The organism is Ruegeria sp. BC8 (assembly GCF_056535705.1).
In genome coordinates this window covers 3,380,467-3,398,653 of sequence record NZ_JBQFIV010000001.1, presented here as the reverse complement: position 1 = coordinate 3,398,653, position 18,187 = coordinate 3,380,467, and the positions used below count along the sequence as shown (strand labels likewise).

Sequence of the window (18,187 nt, the reverse complement as noted above, 5' to 3'; positions counted from 1 at the left end):
CCGGTCCTCGGGCATGGTCAGGGGCTGGGCCGCGGCCCCAAGCCGACCTCGGCCAGGATGAAATCGGCAATTGCAGGCGTGTCGTTCAAGTCAAAAACCGGACGGTCCAGATCCAGCGGCGTGTCGCTGGCCACCGCGCGGATCGTCGGATCGTCGGCGGCGATCAGCGGGTTTCCGGGCTGGGCGCGAAAGGCCTCGACCTTGGGGTGCGGCGCGCGCTTGTATCCCTCGACCAGCACCAGATCGACCGGGGACAGACGCGCCAGAAGGTCGTCCAACAGCGGCTCGGGCGCGCCGCGCAGCTCTTGCATCACGGCGATGCGGCGGCTGGATGCCAGCAGAACCTCTGACGCCCCGGCTGTTCGGTGGCGGTGGCTGTCGGTGCCCGGCTGGTCGACGTCAACCGCGTGGTGAGCGTGTTTGACGGTCGAGACGCTGAACCCGCGCCCGGTGATCTCGGCAACCAGCCTCTCGACCAACCCGGTCTTGCCCGCATTCTTCCAGCCGGTGACGCCGTAGACCCTCATGCCCGCTCCAACAGGTGCTGCGCCCGGATCAGATCTTCGGGCGTGTTGACGTTGAAGAACGGATCGAACGGGTCGGCCGGAAACAGCGCCTCGCGCCCGTCATGGCGGTCGGTCCACAGGACCACCTTGCGCAACCCGTCCGTCAGGGCCGCGCGCAGATCGTCGCGCAGAGCGACGGGCCACAGGCCGAAGGTCGGGTGCCGGTTCACCCGGCGGCCACCGCCCGATTTCAGCGCCTCGTCACCGGTGCGCGGCGTGGTGGCCAGAGCCAGCGGATGAGCCTGCCCCTGCGCCGCCCGCGTCAGCCGCTCGACCAGATCGCGCGGAAAGAACGGCGTGTCGGCGGCAGCGGTGACGATGCAATCAGCGCCCTGCCCCGCCGCCCAATCCAACCCGGCCAGAACGCCCGCTAACGGCCCGGCGTAACCCGCGATGCTGTCCGGCAGGACCGGCAGGCCAAGATCGGCAAAGCGCGCAGGGTCGCCATTGGCGTTCAGCGCCAGCCCGGCCACCTGCGGCGCCAACCGGTCGATCACATGCGCCAACAGGCTTTGCCCCCCCAGTTGCAGAAACCCTTTGTCTCCGCCGCCCATCCGCGTGGCCAGACCTCCGGCCAGTATGACGCCGAGGGGGCGTGATGCTTCAACTTCCATCGGCGCTTTTCCTTCGATGCTTCCTGTCCTCGACCGGGACGGTGGCCGGGTCCGCGTCGCGCAGCAGCCGGTCTTCGCCCGACAGGCAGACGAAACGTTGGCCGCGCATCCGGCCGATCAGGGTCAGGCCGACCTCGCGCGCGATTTCGACGCCCCACGCGGTAAAGCCGGACCGCGAAGCCAGAACCGGGATGCCCATCATCGCCGTCTTGATCACCATTTCCGAGGTCAGCCGCCCGGTGGTGTACAGGATCTTGTCGCCGGACGCCTCGCCTTCGGACAACATCCAGCCCGCGATCTTGTCCACCGCGTTGTGGCGGCCCACGTCCTCCATATAGACCAGCGGGCGACTCTCACGGCACAGAACCGTGCCGTGGATCGCCCCGGCCTGCAGGTACAGCGACGGCGTGCGGTTGATCTTGGCCGCCACATCATACAGCCACGAGGTGCGCACCTGAACCTGCGGCAGGCGCACGCCCTCCAGCCCCTCCATCATGTCGCCGAACACCGTGCCCACCGCGCAGCCGCTGGTGCGGGTCTTTTTCTTCAGCTTGTCCTCGTACGAGGTTTCGCGGGTCGTGCGCACCACGACGGTTTCCAGATCGTCATCGTAATCGACCCGCGTGATCTCGTCATCGGGGCGCAACATGCCCTGGTTGCGCAAAAAGCCCAGCGCCAGGTATTCCGGGTAATCGCCGATAGTCATGGCCGTCACGATCTCTTGCGAATTGAGGAAGATCGTCAGCGGGCGCTCCTCGACAACCGAGATGCGGCTGACCTCACCGTTCTGGTCCACCCCCTCGACCGCGCGGGTCAACCGCGCCGCGCCGGGATCGGGGGCGATGATGTATTCCGACAGATCGGTTTCGGTGGCCAATTGCAACCCTCTCGCTGACCCGCTACTGCTGCGCAGACCACCATAGGATCTAGCCATGGCAACCTCCACATCCAAGTCATACTATTGGCAGGGTTTTCGCGACGGGACCCCGTTCATCTTCGTGGCGGTGCCCTTCGGCACCCTGTTCGGCGTCTTCGCGACCGAGGCGGGCCTGAGCATTCTGCAGACCATGGTGTTCACCGCAGCCGTATTTGCCGGCGCCGCGCAGTTTGCATCGCTGCAGCTGCTGCAGGACGGCACACCCACGGCCATCATTCTGGTTTCGGCACTGGCCGTGAACCTGCGGATGGCCATGTATTCAGCGTCTTTGACGCCTTATCTGGGCGCGGCGCCCCTGTGGCAACGGGCCTTTGCCGCCTATCTTACGGTCGACCAATCCTATGCCTGCTCGATCGTCCAGTTCGAAAAGGAACCGGACATGTCGGTTCCGCAGCGCATGACCTATTTCATGGGGTCGGTTTCGCCGCTGGTGCCCATGTGGGTACTGGCAACCTTTATTGGCGCCTACCTGGGAACGCAGATCCCGGATAGCTGGGCACTGGATTTCGCGCTGCCGATCACCTTTCTGGCCATGATCGGCCCGATGATGCGCACTCCGGCCCATGTGGTCGCGGCTCTGGTCGCCATCGTCGTGTCGCTGCTATGCGTGGCAATCCCCTACAATCTTGGCCTGCTGATCGCGGGCTGCGCGGGCATGATGGCCGGTGCGCAGGCCGAAGTGATGCTGGAACGCAGAAAGGTGGCGTTATGACCACCCCCGATCAGACAACGGTCTGGACGATCATCGTCGGGCTGGCGATCGGCAGCTATGCCCTGCGCTTCGTGTTCATCGGCTTTGTCGGAGACCGTCCGTTGCCGCCATGGTTGCTGCGGCATCTACGCTATACGGCGGTGGCCATCCTGCCGGCCCTGATTGCCCCTCTGGTCATGTGGCCCACGGCCACCGAGGGCCAGCCGGACCTGCCGCGCATGGCCTCGGCCGTGGTTGCCCTGAGCGTCGGGTTGATCACCAAGAACGTGCTGGCCGCCATCTTTGCCGGGGCCGGCACGCTGTATGGTCTGCTGTACCTAGTTGGTTGAAGCCGCTTCCAGCTGGTTGAGCGCGGCGTTGTTGGCCGCCAGCCCCGCCTGCAGATCGGCGCTGTCGTTTTCACGATATTCGGTCGTGACGACCCCCGGAATCTGCCCGAACTGATCGGACAACTTGACCGGGTAGAAGGTGGTCTGGATCTGCTCGAACCCGGGAACCTGCTGCAGCAGCCGAGCCGTCGAGTTGGCGCAGTAGGCGCCCGGAACCGGTCCGGACTGTTTGGCCAGCTGATAGGCGATCTCGGCCTGCTGGGGGGTCACCTGGATGGTCTGGATGCGCGCATAATGCGTTTCGCGTGCGTGCGAGCTGCGATAGGCACGCTCGACCGCGGGGGTGATGCCATACAGCACGTCATCCTTGATCGGCACCACGTCGGCGCGGAACGACCCGGCGGGGTCGAAAATTACCCGCTCGCTGGCGCTGATCATCAGCGAGGTATGCGCGCCAGACCCCGTACGCGTGTTGATCATCGTGTACAGGGTCAGCGTTGAGGGCCCCGGGTCACGGTAGGATCGCGCAACGATCTCGGACTGGTCGGCCTGAGGGCGCTGCGACGTGGCACAGCCTGCGACGGTCACTGCCAGCAGGCAGGCAATCAAGATGCGAAACATGACCCGTCAGTCCGGCTTATGCCCCGAAGATCGCAAGAAACAGGGCAATGAAGCAGATCACCACGACGCTGTAGGTGGTGAATTTGATGAACCCGTTGAAGGTTTTGGTCTGGACGGTGATGTCCATCTCGCCGTGCTTGTGTTCAGCCATTTCGAAAGATTCCCAATTCGCGTGTTTGCCGGTTTGGATAAATCATATTTTCCGGCCTGTCACGACGTCAATCGCGCGCAGGTGCCCGAGTTCAGTCGCCCGCAGCCTCATCGGTGGCAAAAACCGAGCAGCCGGGATACCCAAAGCCCCACCGCCACGGCAGGCCGGTGCAGGGGCCACCTCCGAATCGGACGGCCATGAACATCGCCTCGGCGGTGATCGACATGGCCGACGTCACCTGCTCGGGCGTCATGTCGTACTGCGTGGCATAGTCCTGCGCATGCACGGCTCCGAATTCCTTGACGCAGGCGCGCAGGGCGCGGTCAGCCTCCAGCCGGGCGTCAAAACTGGCGTCGGCGGACGTGGCGCCCCCGGCGGTGTGATACGCGCGATCATGAGTCACGCAGCAGGATTCCCACGGCGGGTGGCTTTCGTAAACGGCGCGAAATCTGGGAAAGGTATCTGCCACCAGCCGCCAGCTGGACGACATGCCCCCCGAGCAGCCATCGGTTTCAAACGCGCTCAATGGTTGCCCAACCGATTGCGCGATCAAAGCCCGATGCGCGGGCATCTCGACGCCGCGCATCAGATCCTGCGCCGAAGCCGACCCGGCAAGGCAGGCGAGCAAAAGACCGAAGCTAGGGGCTTTCATCGCGCATCGCCTCGGTATCGACCGACAGGCCGAAGGTCGTGGCCAGCCACAGCAGCAAGCGCTCGCCCGGTTCCATTTCCGCGCGGACACGCAGCACTTCACGCGCCATGGCGGGGCGGTCGGTGATCAGACCGTCGACACCCATCGAGGCCATCGACGACATCTGCAGCGGGTCATTCACCGTCCAGACATAGATATCCTTGCCTGCATCATGGACCGAGCGGATCAGCCCGGGCGTGACCATCCCGGCATTCACCGCGACGAAATCGCCCTCCAGCCCGGTCAGATCGCCCACCGCCGTGGCAGCCAGAACGCCGGCGCGCCAGTCCGGGCGCAACGCTTTCATCTTCTGCACCGCCGGGTATTTGAGCGACATCGTGGCGATGTCCTGCTCCATCCCGAATTCTTCGACGATGGCAGCCACGCGGTTTTCAAGGTCGACATCATGGCCATAGTATTTCAGTTCGATGATGACCTTGGATTTGCCCTTCGCTGCCTTCAGAACCTCACGCAGGGTCGGAGTGCGCTGATCGGCATATTCGGGGTCGAACCAGCTGCCGATATCGATCTGCGCCACATCCTCCATCGTGGCATCCCAGACCTTCAGATTGACCCCGCCCAGCTTCATGAAGTCGCTGTCATGGGCCACGATCACCTCGCCGTCGGCGCTTTCTTGTACGTCGATCTCGACCCAGTCGGCCCCGTCTTCGATGGCCTTCAGCACCGCAGCCATCGTGTTTTCCGGCCGCAGCGCCGCCGCGCCCCGGTGGCCGATCACGTCGGCATGATCGGGTGCCGATATCTGGTCCAGGACGTCCTGGCTGAACCAGATCCCGGCCAGCAGGGCCACGATTGCCGCGGCAACGGTCACCAGAACCGGGGCGCGCAGATTTCCGGCTTCGGGATGGGGAAGCTCTGCCGCGCGAGGTTCAAAAAACCCATCCAGCAGAACCGCCAGCGCGCCCAGCGCCACAGCCGCCAGCACCAATCCGGCCAGAGACCACAGCCCGGCCACCAGCAGGCTGAGCGTCAGGGCAAACCGCAGGTTCGTGCCCTGTTCGAGAGGTACAAGGTGGAACAACAGGCTGGCCACGGCGGCAATCAGCGCAGCAATCGCCAGACGTATGGCCAGCCACCGTGCCAGTTCGATCTTCAACCGGCCGCGTTTGCCCTCCATTCGGCGGGCGCTTTCGGCGAAGGCGTCCGAAGGCGCAATTCCCTCGAACAGCACCAGATGCAGGGCGAGCGCCCAGGCCGACAGGCGGCGGATCAGCACCCAGGCCAACGCCAGCACCACCAGCCCGATCAGCGCGACGGCCACCTGGAAGGCGGGCGGATGGAAGGTCAGGTAATAGTTGATGTCGTATTCGGTCAGCGTCCACCACGCGATCAGGCCCGCGACCGCCACGAAAGGCACCGCTAGAACAAGCACCCGCAGAATGAAGCGCACCGCGAAGGAAAACAGCGTCGGCAGGCGCGACAGGATCAATCGCAGCGCCGACCCGCCGGCCCGCCACGGGTCGCTCTCGCCCATCCTGAGCGATCCGGCCATGACCGAAAAGACGAACACCTCGGCCAACAGGAACAGGCCCAGAATGACCACCGCCGCCACGAAGCCAACCGGCGACAGGATGAACATGGCGATGTCCTGATCGGTCAGCGCAGTTTGATCGGACAGCATCACCGCCAGGTTCACGGTGAAGGCCACGCCGGGTGCGATCAGCGCGATGAGCAGCAGACGCACCGCCAGATAGATGGGAACAAAGGTCCGGCGTCGGACCCAGGCCCCGAGATAGGCATCTGTTACGGTTGAGAAATGTGACACGCCGGCCCCCTTTGAATGCTGAATTCATTCAAGGCCGCGCAGATGTGAATTGCAAGCGTGACGCTCAGCTTTCCTCAAGCTTGGCGGCCAGGCGAAAGCCGATCCGGTTGGCGGGCTTGTCCTCGACCGTTTTGGGCAGGGCGCGCAGCATGACGTTCAGCTGGCTGACATGCTGCACCAGCTGGGTGCGTGCGCCCGAACCGTCCGAGCCGTAGAAGGTGATCACGTCGGGGTCAAAATATCCCATCCCCTCGATCCGCATCACCCCGGCGTCACCGCCGGTAAAGCCCATGGCGACCTCGTGATCGGCATCGAGGGTCTGCTCGAAGTTCTGGATGTACAGGATCAGCCGCTCATACGCCCATTGGGCGGGGCTTTTGCTGTCGACCGGCTGGCGCAGGGGTTCGGGCAGATCCTTGGTGCCCGACGTGCTGTCCGGGTCAGCATGAACCTCATAGCACCGGGGCAGAGCCGCCGCTTCGGCGGCCTCGGCCGAGGTTTCGATCTTGTCCTGCATCGTCTCAACCTTTGCGCTGATACACCCATGCGCCGTCCTCACGGCGCGCCCGGGTCACGGCTCCAGTGTGATAAAGTTGGTTCAGATGCGCAACCGCTTCGACCAGCGCAAGACCGTATTCGCCGTCGCGGATCGGACGTTTGAACAGGGTCACGAAACAATCCGAGGCCGCCTTGGGCGCGTCCAGATCGTCCAGCAGGCGTGCAAGAGCGCCGTGATGGTTCTCGATCAGTTGCTTCATGCGGATCGGCAGGCCGATGAAGGGCAGCTTGTGGCCCGGCAACACCACCTGATCGGGCCGTGCCAGCTGTTGCAGGCGCTCACAGGCCTCCAGCCAGTCGGACACCGGGTCAGCCATCGGCTCGGTGGCATAGACGCCCAGGTTCGGGCTGATCGAACTGAGGATCTGGTCGCCCGAGATCACCAGGTTGTCGTCGCGGCTCCAGAACGTGGCGTGTTCGGGGCATGGCCATTGCCCATATGCACGTCCCAGTCCCGCCCGCCCATACGGATCACGTCGCCCTGCTTGATGCGGACAAAGCCCAGAGGCATCGGATAGACCGTGTCGGCAAAATTGAAGGGCCGCTCGGACATGCGCTTGGCCAGGATCTCGGGGCCATGCCGGCGCTGCGGTAGAATTCCAGCGTCTCTTCCGGCCAGCTCTCCTGCACGTCCAGCGTCAGCATTCGCGCAAACAGCCATGCGGTACGGCTCGAAACCAGATCGGCGCCGTGCTCCGACTGGAACCACCCGGCATTTCCGACGTGGTCGGGGTGGTGATGCGTAACCACCACCCGGGTCACCGGCTTGCCCGCAAGCGGCCCGGCCATCAGGTCGGACCACAGGCCGCGCGTCTTTTTCGATGAAATCCCGGTGTCGATCACCGTCCAGCCATCGCCGTCATCCAGCGCGTAGACATTGACGTGGTCCAGCGCCATCGGCAGCGGCAGGCGCATCCAAAGCACGCCCTCGGCGATCTCGGTGGCTTGTCCGGGCGCGGGCGGCTCGGGCCAGGGATGGCGAAACGCCGGAGGCCGCGCGCCGTCCATCACGCGGCCAGTTCGTCGGCGCTGAGCGCGAACAGGTCTTTGGCACCGATCTGCGCCTGATCCAGCAGGCCCGCGTATTCCGGCAGGCGCGCGGTGATGTAGTACCGCGCCAGCTTGGCGCGCGGACCATCCGGATCGGCCAAAGCGGCGATCAGGTGGTAATGCGCACCCAGCACGCGGGCAAAGGCGTTCAGATAGGCCACGGCCCCGGCAAAGCGATTGTTCATGTCCTCTTGCGCCACCAGCCACTCGGTCGCCTCGCGCAGGGATTCAGTCGCCTCCCATACCGGGCCGGCCAGCTCGGGCACGGTGGCGCGGGCGCGCTCGGCATGATCTTCGATCTCGTCCAGCAGGCGGGCGGCGGCTTCGCCCCCGTCCATCATCTTGCGGCCGACAAGGTCCATGGCCTGAATGCCGTTGGTCCCCTCGTAGATCGCGGTGACGCGAACATCGCGGTAATACTGCGCGGCGCCGGTTTCCTCGACATACCCCATGCCGCCATGCACCTGCAGGCCGGTCTCGGCCACGCGCATGCCGGTCTGGGTGCCGAAAGCCTTGCAGATCGGGGTCAGCAGGGCCGCCCGCGCGGCCCAGTCGGCGTTGTCGGTGGCCTTGGCCATGTCGATGGCCGCGGCATTGGCCAGCATGATCGCACGGGCGGCGAACAGGTCGGCCCGCATGTCCATCAGCATCCGGCGCACATCGGCATGATCGATGATCGTGCCCGAAGGCGTCTTGCCCTGCTTGCGTTCCAGAGCATAGGCCAACGCGTGCTGATAGGAGCCCTCGGCCGCGCCCACGCCCTGCCCGCCGACGCCGAGGCGCGCGTTGTTCATCATCGTGAACATGGCGGCCATGCCCTTGTGTTCCTGGCCCACCAGCCAGCCCTTGGCGCCGTCATACTGCATCACGCAGGTGGGCGAGCCATGCAGTCCCATCTTGTGTTCCAACGACACCACCTTCAGGTCATTCGCCACGCCCGGATTACCGTTTTCATCGGGGATGAACTTGGGCACCAGGAACAGGGAAATCCCCTTGGTCCCCGGCGCGCCATCGGGCAGACGGGCCAGAACCAGGTGGCAGACATTCTCGCAGAAATCATTGTCGCCCCACGAGATGTAGATCTTCTGCCCGGTGATCGCATAGGTACCATCGCCGTTGGGTTCGGCCTTGGACGTCAGCGCGCCGACGTCAGACCCGGCCTGCGGTTCGGTCAGGTTCATCGTGCCCGACCATTCGCCCGACATCAGTTTGGGCAGGTACAGCGCCTTGAGCTCTTCGCTGGCGTGGTGTTCCAGCGCCTCGATCTGACCCTGGCTCATCAACGGGGCCAGCTGCAGCGACAGACAGGCGGCGCTCATCATCTCGTTGACGGCGGTGGTCACGGTCATGGGCAGGCCCATGCCGCCGTATTCGGGGTCACCGCTCATGCCGATCCAGCCACCCTCGGCGATCGCCTTCCAGCCATCGGCATAGCCGGGCGAGGTCCGCAGAACCCCGTTTTCCAGTCGCGCGGGGTGCAGATCGCCGGGGCGCTGCAGGGGGGCCATCACCTCTTCGCACATCTTGCCGGCCTCGGACAGAATGGCGCTGACCACGTCCGGGGTGGCCTCGGCGAATTTCTCGGTCGCGGCGACGTCCTTGAACCCCACCACCTTGTCCATCAGGAACTCGTAATCAGTGACAGGAGCGCGATATGGCATGGTTTCCCCCGGAAATCGTGTGTCGGTCGCAATGGCGGGCTTGGAATCCATGGCCCGCGCCGGTATTCATTTAAGCTTGTTCGATTACCTATCCGTCCCCCTGTTGCAAGCAACCAAAACGCCGCGTCACCACCCATGATCCCCAACAGCACGCAATATCTGGATGCTGATCCCGCCGGGATTGCAGCCGCGGCCGACCTGCTGCGTCAGGGACTGCTGGTCGCCTTCCCGACCGAGACCGTCTACGGGCTGGGCGGCGACGCCCGCAACGGCGAGGCAGTCGCCGCGATCTACGCCGCCAAGGGACGACCCAGTTTCAACCCGCTTATCGCGCATGTCGCCTCGGTCGAGGCCGCCAAACGCTATGTCGAGTGGTCGGACAATGCCGAACAACTGGCAGCTGCGTTCTGGCCCGGTCCGCTGACACTGGTGCTGCCGCTGCGCGCAGGGCATGGCGTGTCCTCGCTGGTGACGGCGGGACTGGAGACGCTGGCCGTGCGGGTGCCCGCCCACCCAACCGCGCGCGCATTGCTGAACGCAGTTGACGGACCCGTCGCTGCCCCATCGGCAAACCCCTCCGGTCGGATCAGCCCGACCACTGCGGCGCATGTGCGCGCCGGTCTGGACGGTCGGATCGCCGCCGTACTGGATGACGGACCCTGTTCAGTCGGGTTGGAATCGACCATCGTGGGCTTGGCCGGCAGCCCCGCTTTGCTGCGGCCCGGCGGTGTCGCTCTGGAGCAGATCGAAACAGTTCTTGGCACGCGCCTGACCCGCCACAAGCCCGGAGATCTGCTGACCGCTCCGGGGCAGTTGCTGTCACATTATGCTCCGGAAGCACCGGTGCGGCTGAACGCCAGCGAGCGGCGCGGGGACGAGCTGCTGCTGGGATTTGGCAATGTCGATTGCGACCGCAACCTGTCTGCCAGGGGTGACCTGATCGAAGCGGCGGCAAACCTGTTTGCGTATCTGCACGAGCTGGACGGTACGGGGCGGCCGATTGCCGTCAGCCCGATCCCTTCCGAGGGCGTGGGGGCGGCCATCAACGACCGCCTGCGCCGGGCCGCGGCGCCGCGCAATTCCTGATCAGGCCCGACCGGCGCTGGCCGACAGCGTCAGCGGATCGACACCCAGCGTAGCCAAGGCGGCCTCCCACTTTTCGTCGTCGGCAACGTCAAAACCAGTTTCGATGTGGCATCGGTCGTCAACCAGCCATTGGCCGCGATCTCATCTTCCAGCTGCCCCGGCCCCCATCCCGAATAGCCCAGCATCAGCATCGAGTTCAGCGGCCCCTTGCCAGAAGCGATATCTTCGAGCACGTCCAGCGTCGCTGTCATGCTGAAATCGCCGGCCACGTGCAGCGAATGCAGATTTGCGTCGTAGTCCGCGCTGTGCAGCACAAACCCCCGGGACAATTCGACGGGACCACCAAAATGCACAAGGCGTTCTCCGACAACCGGGATGCGGCACGCGATGTTCAACTGTTCAAGCAGCGTCTTGATCCGCAAATCCGACGGTTTGTTCACGATCAGACCCATCGCGCCGTCATCGCCGTGGCTGCACAGATACACCACTGAATGATCAAAGCGCGGATCGCCCATGCCGGGCATCGCAATCAACAGTTTTCCAGTCAGATCCATCAAAAAACTCGTGCGGCTTATTCCCTTACAATGACCTTGCGGAACCCGGATTGGCAAGGGATCACGCCTGAAATCCCGCGATTTCTGCCGGTGACCAGAACGTGACTTGGCAAACCTGCCCGCAAGTCGCATGTATGGATCATGAGATCGCTGTTCAAACCCGTCCTGACCGTTGTTTCAGCTTGTCTGGCCCTGGCCGCACCTGCGCAGGGGCAATCGATCGACTCGATCGTCCGGCTGGACGTGATCGATGGCGGCCAATCCGAGGATGGAACCTATCTCACCGCGATCCGGTTGGATCTGGAACCCGGATGGAAGACCTATTGGCGGGCCCCCGGTGACGCCGGCATTCCGCCTGAATTCGACTGGCGCCGCTCCGGCAATGTCGGCGCGGTTGCGATCACCTGGCCCACGCCGCATGTCTTTGACCAGAACGGCCTGAAGTCCATCGGCTATGAAACCCAGCTGGTGTTGCCGGTTCGGATTACGCCCAAGGACGCATCCAAACCGGTCCGGTTGCGCGGCGAGGTCGATCTGGGAGTGTGCAAGGATGTCTGCATTCCCGCATCGCTGAAATTTGACCACGAACTGGACGCCGGCGCAGCAAGAAATCCGGCGATTGCGGCTGCGCTGGCGCAACGGCCCTTCTCTGCACGCGAGGCTGGCGTTACCAGCGCGGCCTGTCGCCTGAGCCCGACCGCGGACGGTTTGCAGGTTCAGGTACAGATCGACATGCCCTCGGCCGGTGGCGCCGAACTTGCGGTGATCGAACCGGGGAACCCGGCCCTGTGGGCCTCGCAGACTGAAACCAAGCGGCAAGGCAACCGGCTGACCGCCACGTCCGAGGTGATCAGCCCAGACGGTCAGCCCTTTGCGCTGGACCGGTCCGCCGTGCGGATCACGGTTCTGGGGACCAAACACGCGGTCGACATTCTGGGCTGCAGCGCGGGCTGAGCGGATGCAGCAGGTTCCCCGGATCGGCGCACTGGCGGTTGTCGTAGATCAGGGCCATGTCCTGCTGGTGCAACGCAGCAAGGCCCCCGATGCCGGTCTCTGGGGATTTCCGGGCGGCCATGTGGAGTGGGGCGAAACCGTCTTGCAGGCCGCCGCGCGCGAGTTGATGGAAGAAACCGGTATCGAAGCAACCCCGCAGGCATATCTGGGCAACCTTGATCTGCTGGTCCGGGATTCGGCCGGACAGATCACCGCCCACTATTTGCTGGTCGGCGTGTCCTGCCGCTTCGGATCCGGCACTCCGGTCGCAGCGGATGATGCGCAGGATGCGCGTTGGTTTCCAATCCGGCAGGTGCTGGACCGCGGCCTTGCCATGAGCGCCCGGGTGCCCGACCTTCTGTCTCAGGCACTGGCCCGGGATGAAAGCCTGACATAAAGCGCCCCGGACACGATCAGGCTGACGGCCAGAATGGCAACCGCACCGGCCGCGAACGCTCCCAGCCCCATTCTCAGCAACGCCAGACCGTCCTCGCCGCCGTACAGCCCGGACAGCACACCCAGCGGCGCGCCGGCCATAACCGGCCAGACCATCGTGACCAGCAGCCAGAGGAACATCGCCCCGCCCGTCCCCGCGGCCGCGACCCGGACCACCTTGTCTGGCGCCCGCAAGGCGCGGCGCATCGCAGTCATCGGGCGAGAAATATCACTCAGGATCGCCAGCAACGCGGGAACCAGGAGCAGCACCAGCACCATGCCGAACCCGAGCCCGTAGACAAGCGTGATCACCGTGGGTTTGAGGAATTGCGCCTGCTGCGACCCTTCGTACAGCAACGGGGCCAGCCCCATCACCGTCGTCAGCGTGGTCAGCATCACCGGCCGCAACCGGTCAGCGGTGCCTTCTATGATCGAGGGCACCAGCCCGCGATCCTGCTGATACCCATCAATGGTCGTTATCAAAACGATCGAATCATTGATGATGATCCCGGTCATGCCCAACAGGCCGACGACCGTGAACATGCTTAGCGGAACGCCCCAGATGTAATGCCCCCAGATGGTGCCGACCAGTCCAAAGGGAATGATCGCCATCACCACAAGCGGCCTTGTCCAACTGGCGAAGATCCACGCCAGAACAAGGTAGATTCCGGTCAGGCACAGGATCAGACCGGTACGCGCCTCGGTCAGGAACTCGTCCTCCTGTTCGCTCAGACCGGCCATGCGCCACTCGACCTGATACTCGGCGGCGATATCAGGCAGGACTTCCTCGCGCATGGCGCGGGTGATTTCCGCGGCCTGGGCCGGGTCATCCTCGGATATGTCCCCGTTCACTGCGATCACCCGCAGGCCATTTTCCCGGCGCACCGTCGAGAACCCCGACTCGCGCTTGACCGAGACGATGTCAGCCAGCGGGACATAGACCCCGTCCGGTGACCGCATCAACGTGCGTTCCAGGAAATCTGCGGTCAGCTCGCCTTCGGGCAGTTCGACCCGGATCTCGGCGCTGCGAGGACCGTCGGGGAATGTCGCCGCCTCGATCCCGTTCAAACGGTGACGCAGAACCCTGCCCAATGTCTCGATGCGGAAACCCAACGCCTCACCCTGTGCCGTCAGATCCAGAATGTATTCTTCCTTGTCATAGGCCAGATTGTCTTCCAGCGCTGAAACCTCGGGGTATTTCGACAGTTCCGCCTGCAGGGCCTCGGACGCGGATTTCAGTGTGTTCACGTCCGCGCCGAAAAGCTGCACGTCGATGGCATCACCACCCGGACCCGAGCGCCAGCCGCGGAACGTCAGCAATTCGACCTTGGGATGGCGCGGAACGAATTCCTGCAGCTCGCCCACGAATTCAAAGCTGGAATAAGGTCGCAGGTCGGCATCGATCAGCTCGATCGAGATACCGCCCAGCAAATCGCCATCCTTGCCATCGGCGGCGGACAGACCATAGCCGGCACTGCCCCCGATCTCGGCCAGAACATAGTCGATCGGGTTGCGACCGTGGCGTTCTTCGTATATCTGGCCCAGCTCTTCGGTGGCGCGCTGCAGAATGTGCATCATTTCGATCGTGTCGGCGCGGGTAGCGCCTTCGGCCATGATGAAATTGCCGGTGACCGAGCCCCGCTCGGGCGCGTTGAAAAACCGCCAATTGACGTCGCCCTTGATGAACAGCGCTATCTGGCTGGCCAGAATGGCGATCATCAGGGCCACGACCACGTATCGCGCCCAGATTGCCCACGCCACCAAAGGTCGGAAAAGAGTGTCGCGCACCCAGCGAAAACCCCTGTTCACAACCCGGTTGGGCCAGTCATACCAGTGTTCCTTGGCCGAATGTGCGATGGCATGCGCCATGTGGTTCGGCAGGATCAGAAAACACTCGATCAACGAGGCGATCAGTACAGCGATCACCGTAAAGGGAATGTCCCGGATCAGCTCTCCGAACCGTCCGCCAATGGCGGTCAGACCGAAAAAGGCGATCACGGTCGTGACCGTGGCCGCAAAAACCGGCATCGCCATGCGCCGGGCGGCGCGCTCGGCGGCAACGACCGGTGGCTCGCCCAGCCGGCGGGCCCGGAAATCGGCGTGTTCCCCCACTACGATCGCATCATCCACCACGATACCCAGCGTGATGATAAGGCCGAACAACGAGACCATGTTGATCGACAGCCCGCCGATATACATGAAGGCGATGGCCGCCGACATCGCAACCGGGATACCGGCCGCCACCCAGAAAGCGATGCGCGCATTCAAGAACAGGAACAGCAGGCACACCACCAAGCCCAGCCCGACCAGCCCGTTGTCGATCAGAATGTCCAACCGGTCGGTAATGGCCTGCGCCCGGGTACGGATCAGCTCGACCGAGATACCATCCGGCAAGCTCGCCTGCATCTCGGCCACCACATCCTCGACCGTGTGCTGAATGTCGATCGCGTCACCCAGGTTCGACCGGTCCACCCGGACGGACATGGCCGGGTTCTCGCCCACGAAATAGCTGCGATTGCGAGTAACGCCCTCGACCCGGATCTGCGCGACATCGCCGACCACCAGCTTGGACCCGTCCGGATAGGTGCGCAAAGCGATGCGCTCGATCTCTTCCGGGGTGCGCTTTTCGACACCGGTGCGGATCCGGGCGTTTGCGCCGGTCACGTCCCCGGCCGGATTGGCCGTGACCTCGGCCGCAACCGCCGAGGCGATCTCGGACAGGGTGATGTCGTTGGCGATCAACTGCGCGGTGGGAACCTCGACCACGATGCGTGGGGCGGCAAGGCCGCGGATCGTGGTCCGCGTCACACCGGCAGCGAACAGCCGATTGATCAACTCATCTGTGAATTTGGCCAGCTGCCCGGTCTCGATCGGGCCGGTGAGGACAACATCCGTCACCCGGTCTCGCCAAGCGGCACGCCGGATGGACGGTTCTTCGGCATCCTCCGGCAGGTTGGTCACGCTGTCGACCGCGGTGCGCACTTCTTCGACGGCGCGGCTCATGTCCCAGTTAGGTTCAAATTCCAGCGCGATGCGGGCCGATCCTTCGCGGGAGGTCGACTCGGTGCTGGCAACGCCTTCGACCGCCAGCAATGCAGGTTCAAGGATCTGGACAATCCCGTTGTCCACATCCTCGGGCCCCGCACCATCCCATTCGACGTTGACATTGACCCGTTCCAGGATCACGTCTGGAAAGAACTGCGCCCGCATGTTCGGCGCCGAAGCCGCGCCAAGGACCAGCATGACCACCAGCAGAAGGTTGGCAATGGTCCGGTGACGCGTAAAATAGCTGAGGATGCCGCTGGCCGCGCCCGGGATCTCGCGCATCATGGCGCCTATCCCCCGGCCCGGTTTTCAAGCCGCCGCAACAGAGACGACGGCACCTTCGCCTCGCTCAACTGAGCAAGAACACGGGTCTTGGCGTCCTGGGACATGCGGTCGCTGGCCTCGACCTGCGCCACCAACCGCGCGCGGTGCTCGTCCGTCAGCTCGACCATGTCCGGCTCGACCGCGGCGCTGTCTTCGATGCGAACCGGGCGCACGCGGACCCCCGACCCCAGCAGCGGGGTCCGACCCACCACGACTTCGCGCCCTTCCAGCCCGGCGCCGCGCAGCAGAACTTCGTCCCCTTGCCGGCGTACCAGCTCGACCGGGAGCGTTTCCAGCCGGTCGTCGTCGCCCAGCACCAGCACGGTGCCTTGCGCATCCAGAACCGAAGACGGGAGACGCACGACATTATCCAGCGGCTGTTCCTCGACCGAAACGGTCACGAAATCGCCGGGCTTGAACCCCGGCGCGGCATCAAGCCGGGCATAGATCAACCGGCCGGTCTGGCCCTCGCCGGCCGACCCGCTGTCGCGGCTGATCCGACCGGTGGCGCTCAGGTCCGTGCCCGTCACCTCAAGCGAGATGGTCACCGGTGCCGGGATCAGCTTGCCCTGATCGTCCAGCAACCGCACGTATTGCGCGGTCGAAACGCGGAACGCGACCTCCAGAGCAAACGGGTCGACCAGTTCGGCCAGCTTTTCATTGGCCGTGACCAGGCGCCCTTCAACCAGCGTGACACCCGTCAGCGTCCCGTCGAACCGGGCGCGGATGGTCATGTCTTCCAGATCGCGTTCGGCCGATTCCAAAGCGATACGGGCCCGCGCCAGCAACGTCGTCGCCTGATCTACGCGGGACTCGGCCTGCGCCAAAGCGATACGGCGCGACAACACGGTTTGCCGGGCCGAGGCCTCGGCCAATTCGGCCTCTTCAACGCTGGCGGTCGCACCTACGCCACGGTCCAGCAAATCCTTCTGACGCTGCAGGGCCCGTTCCCGCAAATCCGATTGGGATTCGGCGGCCTTCAATTCATCCTGCGCCAAAAGCAGGGCGCGTTCGGCATCGCGTTCTTCAAACTGGGCATCCAGCAGGTCCGACCGCGCCCGGTCCAGTGCCGCCTGCGCATCGGCCGGGTCCAGCTCGACCAGAACTTCGCCTGCGCTCACAACCCCGCCATCCTCGAAGTTTTCCGCCAGCCCGATGACGCGGCCGCCCAGCGCCGCCCGCAACTCCAGACGCCTGCGGCTTTGAACTTCGCCAAATGCTTCCAAATAGGGGGTGGCGGTTTGTGGCTCGGCCTTCTGAACCGTGACGGCGAACACGCGTTCGCGCGCCTGCGGGGGTTTGTTGTCGCGGGTCATGACCTCTTGCACCGCGCCGGTGATCATCTGCGCAGCGACAATCAACAGCGCAAGCATCAGGGATGCCAGAAAGACACCGATGAGGCTCTGCCGCAGAAATCGCATAGATCTTTCACTCCGGTTGCAACGGGACGCCGTCTATAAATAGGTAGCCGGGCCGGAAAAAATACCAACCCACAAGGCGGTTATGAGCCGTTAAACGTGCGACCAGTCTACTTCCGTCGCAGATGTTCGTCCAATCTGGGCATAATTTCCACGAAATTGCAGGGCCGGTGGCGAAAATCCAGCTGTTTTTCCAAAATGCCGTCCCAGGCATCCTTGCAGGCCCCCGGGCTGCCCGGCAGGGCGAACAGATAGGTTCCGCCGGCGACGCCACCTGTGGCCCGCGACTGTACCGCCGAGGTTCCGATCTTCTCCATCGAAATCAGGGTGAAGACGGTGCCAAAAGCCTCGATTTCCTTTTCGTAGACATCGCGATGCGCCTCGACCGTGACATCGCGCCCGGTCAAGCCGGTGCCGCCGGTCGAGATCACCACGTCAATCTCGGGGTCGGCGACCCACGCCCGCAACTGCTCGGCGATCTGGGCGCGCTCGTCCTGAATGATTTTGCGGTCGGCCACGGTGTGCCCCGCACGCTCGATCCGGTCGACCAATGTTTGGCCCGAATGATCTTCGGCCAGTGTCCGCGTGTCCGATACGGTCAGAACAGCGATGCGGATGGGGATGAATTCCATGGTTTCATCAATTCGGGACATGTC

General features: G+C 64.2%; 17 protein-coding genes and 2 pseudogenes. 5 read left to right on the top strand and 14 right to left on the bottom strand.

The window, feature by feature from the left end:
* Nucleotides 1-17 precede the first annotated feature (17 nt).
* From mobB to ACR3EK_RS17130, 3 genes are read right to left on the bottom strand one after another with little or no spacing between them, the layout of a single operon-like run.
* The gene (mobB, locus tag ACR3EK_RS17140; RefSeq protein WP_480633991.1) at nt 18-527 is read right to left on the bottom strand and encodes a molybdopterin-guanine dinucleotide biosynthesis protein B; all 510 of its coding nucleotides are present in this window, start codon (nt 525-527) and stop codon (nt 18-20) included.
* The gene (gene mobA, locus ACR3EK_RS17135; protein WP_170367600.1) at nt 524-1,180 is read right to left on the bottom strand and encodes a molybdenum cofactor guanylyltransferase MobA; all 657 of its coding nucleotides are present in this window, start codon (nt 1,178-1,180) and stop codon (nt 524-526) included. Before mobA ends, mobB begins: the two co-directional genes overlap by 4 nt.
* Nucleotides 1,170-2,114, bottom strand: coding sequence for a formate dehydrogenase accessory sulfurtransferase FdhD (locus ACR3EK_RS17130; protein WP_480632381.1), 945 nt, complete (start codon nt 2,112-2,114; stop codon nt 1,170-1,172). Before ACR3EK_RS17130 ends, mobA begins: the two co-directional genes overlap by 11 nt.
* On the opposite strand from ACR3EK_RS17130, the gene ACR3EK_RS17125 reads away from it, so the two are divergent.
* Nucleotides 2,113-2,829, top strand: a complete 717-nt coding sequence (locus tag ACR3EK_RS17125; protein WP_170342980.1) for an AzlC family ABC transporter permease — start codon at nt 2,113-2,115, stop codon at nt 2,827-2,829. The genes ACR3EK_RS17130 and ACR3EK_RS17125 overlap by 2 nt on opposite strands.
* Nucleotides 2,826-3,158, top strand: a complete 333-nt coding sequence (locus ACR3EK_RS17120) for an AzlD domain-containing protein (protein WP_170342269.1) — start codon at nt 2,826-2,828, stop codon at nt 3,156-3,158. The genes ACR3EK_RS17125 and ACR3EK_RS17120 overlap by 4 nt, the downstream gene beginning before the upstream one ends.
* On the opposite strand, the gene ACR3EK_RS17115 is transcribed toward ACR3EK_RS17120, so the two are convergent.
* The 7 genes and pseudogenes from ACR3EK_RS17115 to ACR3EK_RS17085 all read right to left on the bottom strand — a co-directional run bounded on the left by ACR3EK_RS17115 (nt 3,147) and on the right by ACR3EK_RS17085 (nt 9,676).
* Nucleotides 3,147-3,779, bottom strand: coding sequence for a hypothetical protein (locus tag ACR3EK_RS17115; RefSeq protein WP_093963529.1), 633 nt, complete (start codon nt 3,777-3,779; stop codon nt 3,147-3,149). The two genes, ACR3EK_RS17120 and ACR3EK_RS17115, sit on opposite strands and share 12 nt — an antisense overlap.
* A 16-nt stretch (nt 3,780-3,795) precedes the next feature.
* The gene (locus ACR3EK_RS17110) at nt 3,796-3,930 is read right to left on the bottom strand and encodes an aa3-type cytochrome c oxidase subunit IV (RefSeq protein WP_093963530.1); all 135 of its coding nucleotides are present in this window, start codon (nt 3,928-3,930) and stop codon (nt 3,796-3,798) included.
* A gap of 91 nt (nt 3,931-4,021) precedes the next feature.
* A complete protein-coding gene (locus tag ACR3EK_RS17105; protein ID WP_480632380.1) occupies nt 4,022-4,582 on the bottom strand; it encodes a hypothetical protein in 561 nt (186 codons plus the stop codon).
* Complete coding sequence (locus ACR3EK_RS17100) at nt 4,569-6,407, bottom strand: glycerophosphodiester phosphodiesterase family protein (protein ID WP_480633990.1); 1,839 nt, start codon at nt 6,405-6,407, stop codon at nt 4,569-4,571. The genes ACR3EK_RS17105 and ACR3EK_RS17100 overlap by 14 nt, the downstream gene beginning before the upstream one ends.
* Before the next feature lie 64 nt (nt 6,408-6,471).
* Complete coding sequence (locus ACR3EK_RS17095) at nt 6,472-6,924, bottom strand: DUF6173 family protein (RefSeq protein ID WP_170342276.1); 453 nt, start codon at nt 6,922-6,924, stop codon at nt 6,472-6,474.
* 4 nt (nt 6,925-6,928) lie between these two features.
* Nucleotides 6,929-7,973, bottom strand: a pseudogene (locus tag ACR3EK_RS17090) (MBL fold metallo-hydrolase).
* A complete protein-coding gene (locus ACR3EK_RS17085) occupies nt 7,973-9,676 on the bottom strand; it encodes an acyl-CoA dehydrogenase (protein WP_480633989.1) in 1,704 nt (567 codons plus the stop codon). Before ACR3EK_RS17085 ends, ACR3EK_RS17090 begins: the two are co-directional and overlap by 1 nt.
* A 135-nt stretch (nt 9,677-9,811) precedes the next feature.
* On the opposite strand from ACR3EK_RS17085, the gene ACR3EK_RS17080 reads away from it, so the two are divergent.
* A complete protein-coding gene (locus tag ACR3EK_RS17080) occupies nt 9,812-10,762 on the top strand; it encodes an L-threonylcarbamoyladenylate synthase (protein ID WP_480632378.1) in 951 nt (316 codons plus the stop codon).
* Here ACR3EK_RS17080 and ACR3EK_RS17075 read toward each other — a convergent pair.
* Nucleotides 10,763-11,316: pseudogene (locus tag ACR3EK_RS17075) on the bottom strand (YqgE/AlgH family protein). It lies immediately after the preceding gene.
* Between the two features lie 141 nt (nt 11,317-11,457).
* Between ACR3EK_RS17075 and ACR3EK_RS17070 the strand changes: the two are divergent.
* Entirely contained in the window at nt 11,458-12,270 is an 813-nt protein-coding gene (locus ACR3EK_RS17070; protein ID WP_170445488.1) for a protein-disulfide reductase DsbD domain-containing protein, read from the top strand.
* Between the two features lie 4 nt (nt 12,271-12,274).
* On the top strand, nt 12,275-12,706 hold the full coding sequence (locus tag ACR3EK_RS17065) for an NUDIX hydrolase (RefSeq protein ID WP_170365466.1): 432 nt from the start codon (nt 12,275-12,277) through the stop codon (nt 12,704-12,706).
* Here ACR3EK_RS17065 and ACR3EK_RS17060 read toward each other — a convergent pair.
* The 3 genes from ACR3EK_RS17060 to moaB all read right to left on the bottom strand — a co-directional run bounded on the left by ACR3EK_RS17060 (nt 12,673) and on the right by moaB (nt 18,184).
* A complete protein-coding gene (locus tag ACR3EK_RS17060; protein WP_480633988.1) occupies nt 12,673-16,074 on the bottom strand; it encodes an efflux RND transporter permease subunit in 3,402 nt (1,133 codons plus the stop codon). The two genes, ACR3EK_RS17065 and ACR3EK_RS17060, sit on opposite strands and share 34 nt — an antisense overlap.
* A 5-nt stretch (nt 16,075-16,079) precedes the next feature.
* A complete protein-coding gene (locus ACR3EK_RS17055; RefSeq protein WP_480632377.1) occupies nt 16,080-17,534 on the bottom strand; it encodes an efflux RND transporter periplasmic adaptor subunit in 1,455 nt (484 codons plus the stop codon).
* Between the two features lie 107 nt (nt 17,535-17,641).
* Nucleotides 17,642-18,184, bottom strand: a complete 543-nt coding sequence (gene moaB, locus ACR3EK_RS17050) for a molybdenum cofactor biosynthesis protein B (protein ID WP_480632376.1) — start codon at nt 18,182-18,184, stop codon at nt 17,642-17,644.
* Between the last annotated feature and the right edge of the window lie 3 nt (nt 18,185-18,187).

Excerpts from the sequence above, each read along its gene's own strand:
- mobB (WP_480633991.1), bottom strand. The coding sequence starts at position 527 with ATGAGGGTCTACGGCGTCACCGGCTGGAAGAATGCGGGCAAGACCGGG.
- mobA (WP_170367600.1), bottom strand. The coding sequence starts at position 1,180 with ATGGAAGTTGAAGCATCACGCCCCCTCGGCGTCATACTGGCCGGAGGT.
- ACR3EK_RS17125 (WP_170342980.1), top strand. The coding sequence starts at position 2,113 with ATGGCAACCTCCACATCCAAGTCATACTATTGGCAGGGTTTTCGCGAC.
- ACR3EK_RS17130 (WP_480632381.1), bottom strand. The coding sequence starts at position 2,114 with ATGGCTAGATCCTATGGTGGTCTGCGCAGCAGTAGCGGGTCAGCGAGA.
- ACR3EK_RS17120 (WP_170342269.1), top strand. The coding sequence starts at position 2,826 with ATGACCACCCCCGATCAGACAACGGTCTGGACGATCATCGTCGGGCTG.
- ACR3EK_RS17115 (WP_093963529.1), bottom strand. The coding sequence starts at position 3,779 with ATGTTTCGCATCTTGATTGCCTGCCTGCTGGCAGTGACCGTCGCAGGC.
- ACR3EK_RS17110 (WP_093963530.1), bottom strand. The coding sequence starts at position 3,930 with ATGGCTGAACACAAGCACGGCGAGATGGACATCACCGTCCAGACCAAA.
- ACR3EK_RS17105 (WP_480632380.1), bottom strand. The coding sequence starts at position 4,582 with ATGAAAGCCCCTAGCTTCGGTCTTTTGCTCGCCTGCCTTGCCGGGTCG.
- ACR3EK_RS17095 (WP_170342276.1), bottom strand. The coding sequence starts at position 6,924 with ATGCAGGACAAGATCGAAACCTCGGCCGAGGCCGCCGAAGCGGCGGCT.
- ACR3EK_RS17085 (WP_480633989.1), bottom strand. The coding sequence starts at position 9,676 with ATGCCATATCGCGCTCCTGTCACTGATTACGAGTTCCTGATGGACAAG.
- ACR3EK_RS17080 (WP_480632378.1), top strand. The coding sequence starts at position 9,812 with ATGATCCCCAACAGCACGCAATATCTGGATGCTGATCCCGCCGGGATT.
- ACR3EK_RS17070 (WP_170445488.1), top strand. The coding sequence starts at position 11,458 with ATGAGATCGCTGTTCAAACCCGTCCTGACCGTTGTTTCAGCTTGTCTG.
- ACR3EK_RS17065 (WP_170365466.1), top strand. The coding sequence starts at position 12,275 with ATGCAGCAGGTTCCCCGGATCGGCGCACTGGCGGTTGTCGTAGATCAG.
- ACR3EK_RS17060 (WP_480633988.1), bottom strand. The coding sequence starts at position 16,074 with ATGATGCGCGAGATCCCGGGCGCGGCCAGCGGCATCCTCAGCTATTTT.
- ACR3EK_RS17055 (WP_480632377.1), bottom strand. The coding sequence starts at position 17,534 with ATGCGATTTCTGCGGCAGAGCCTCATCGGTGTCTTTCTGGCATCCCTG.
- moaB (WP_480632376.1), bottom strand. The coding sequence starts at position 18,184 with ATGTCCCGAATTGATGAAACCATGGAATTCATCCCCATCCGCATCGCT.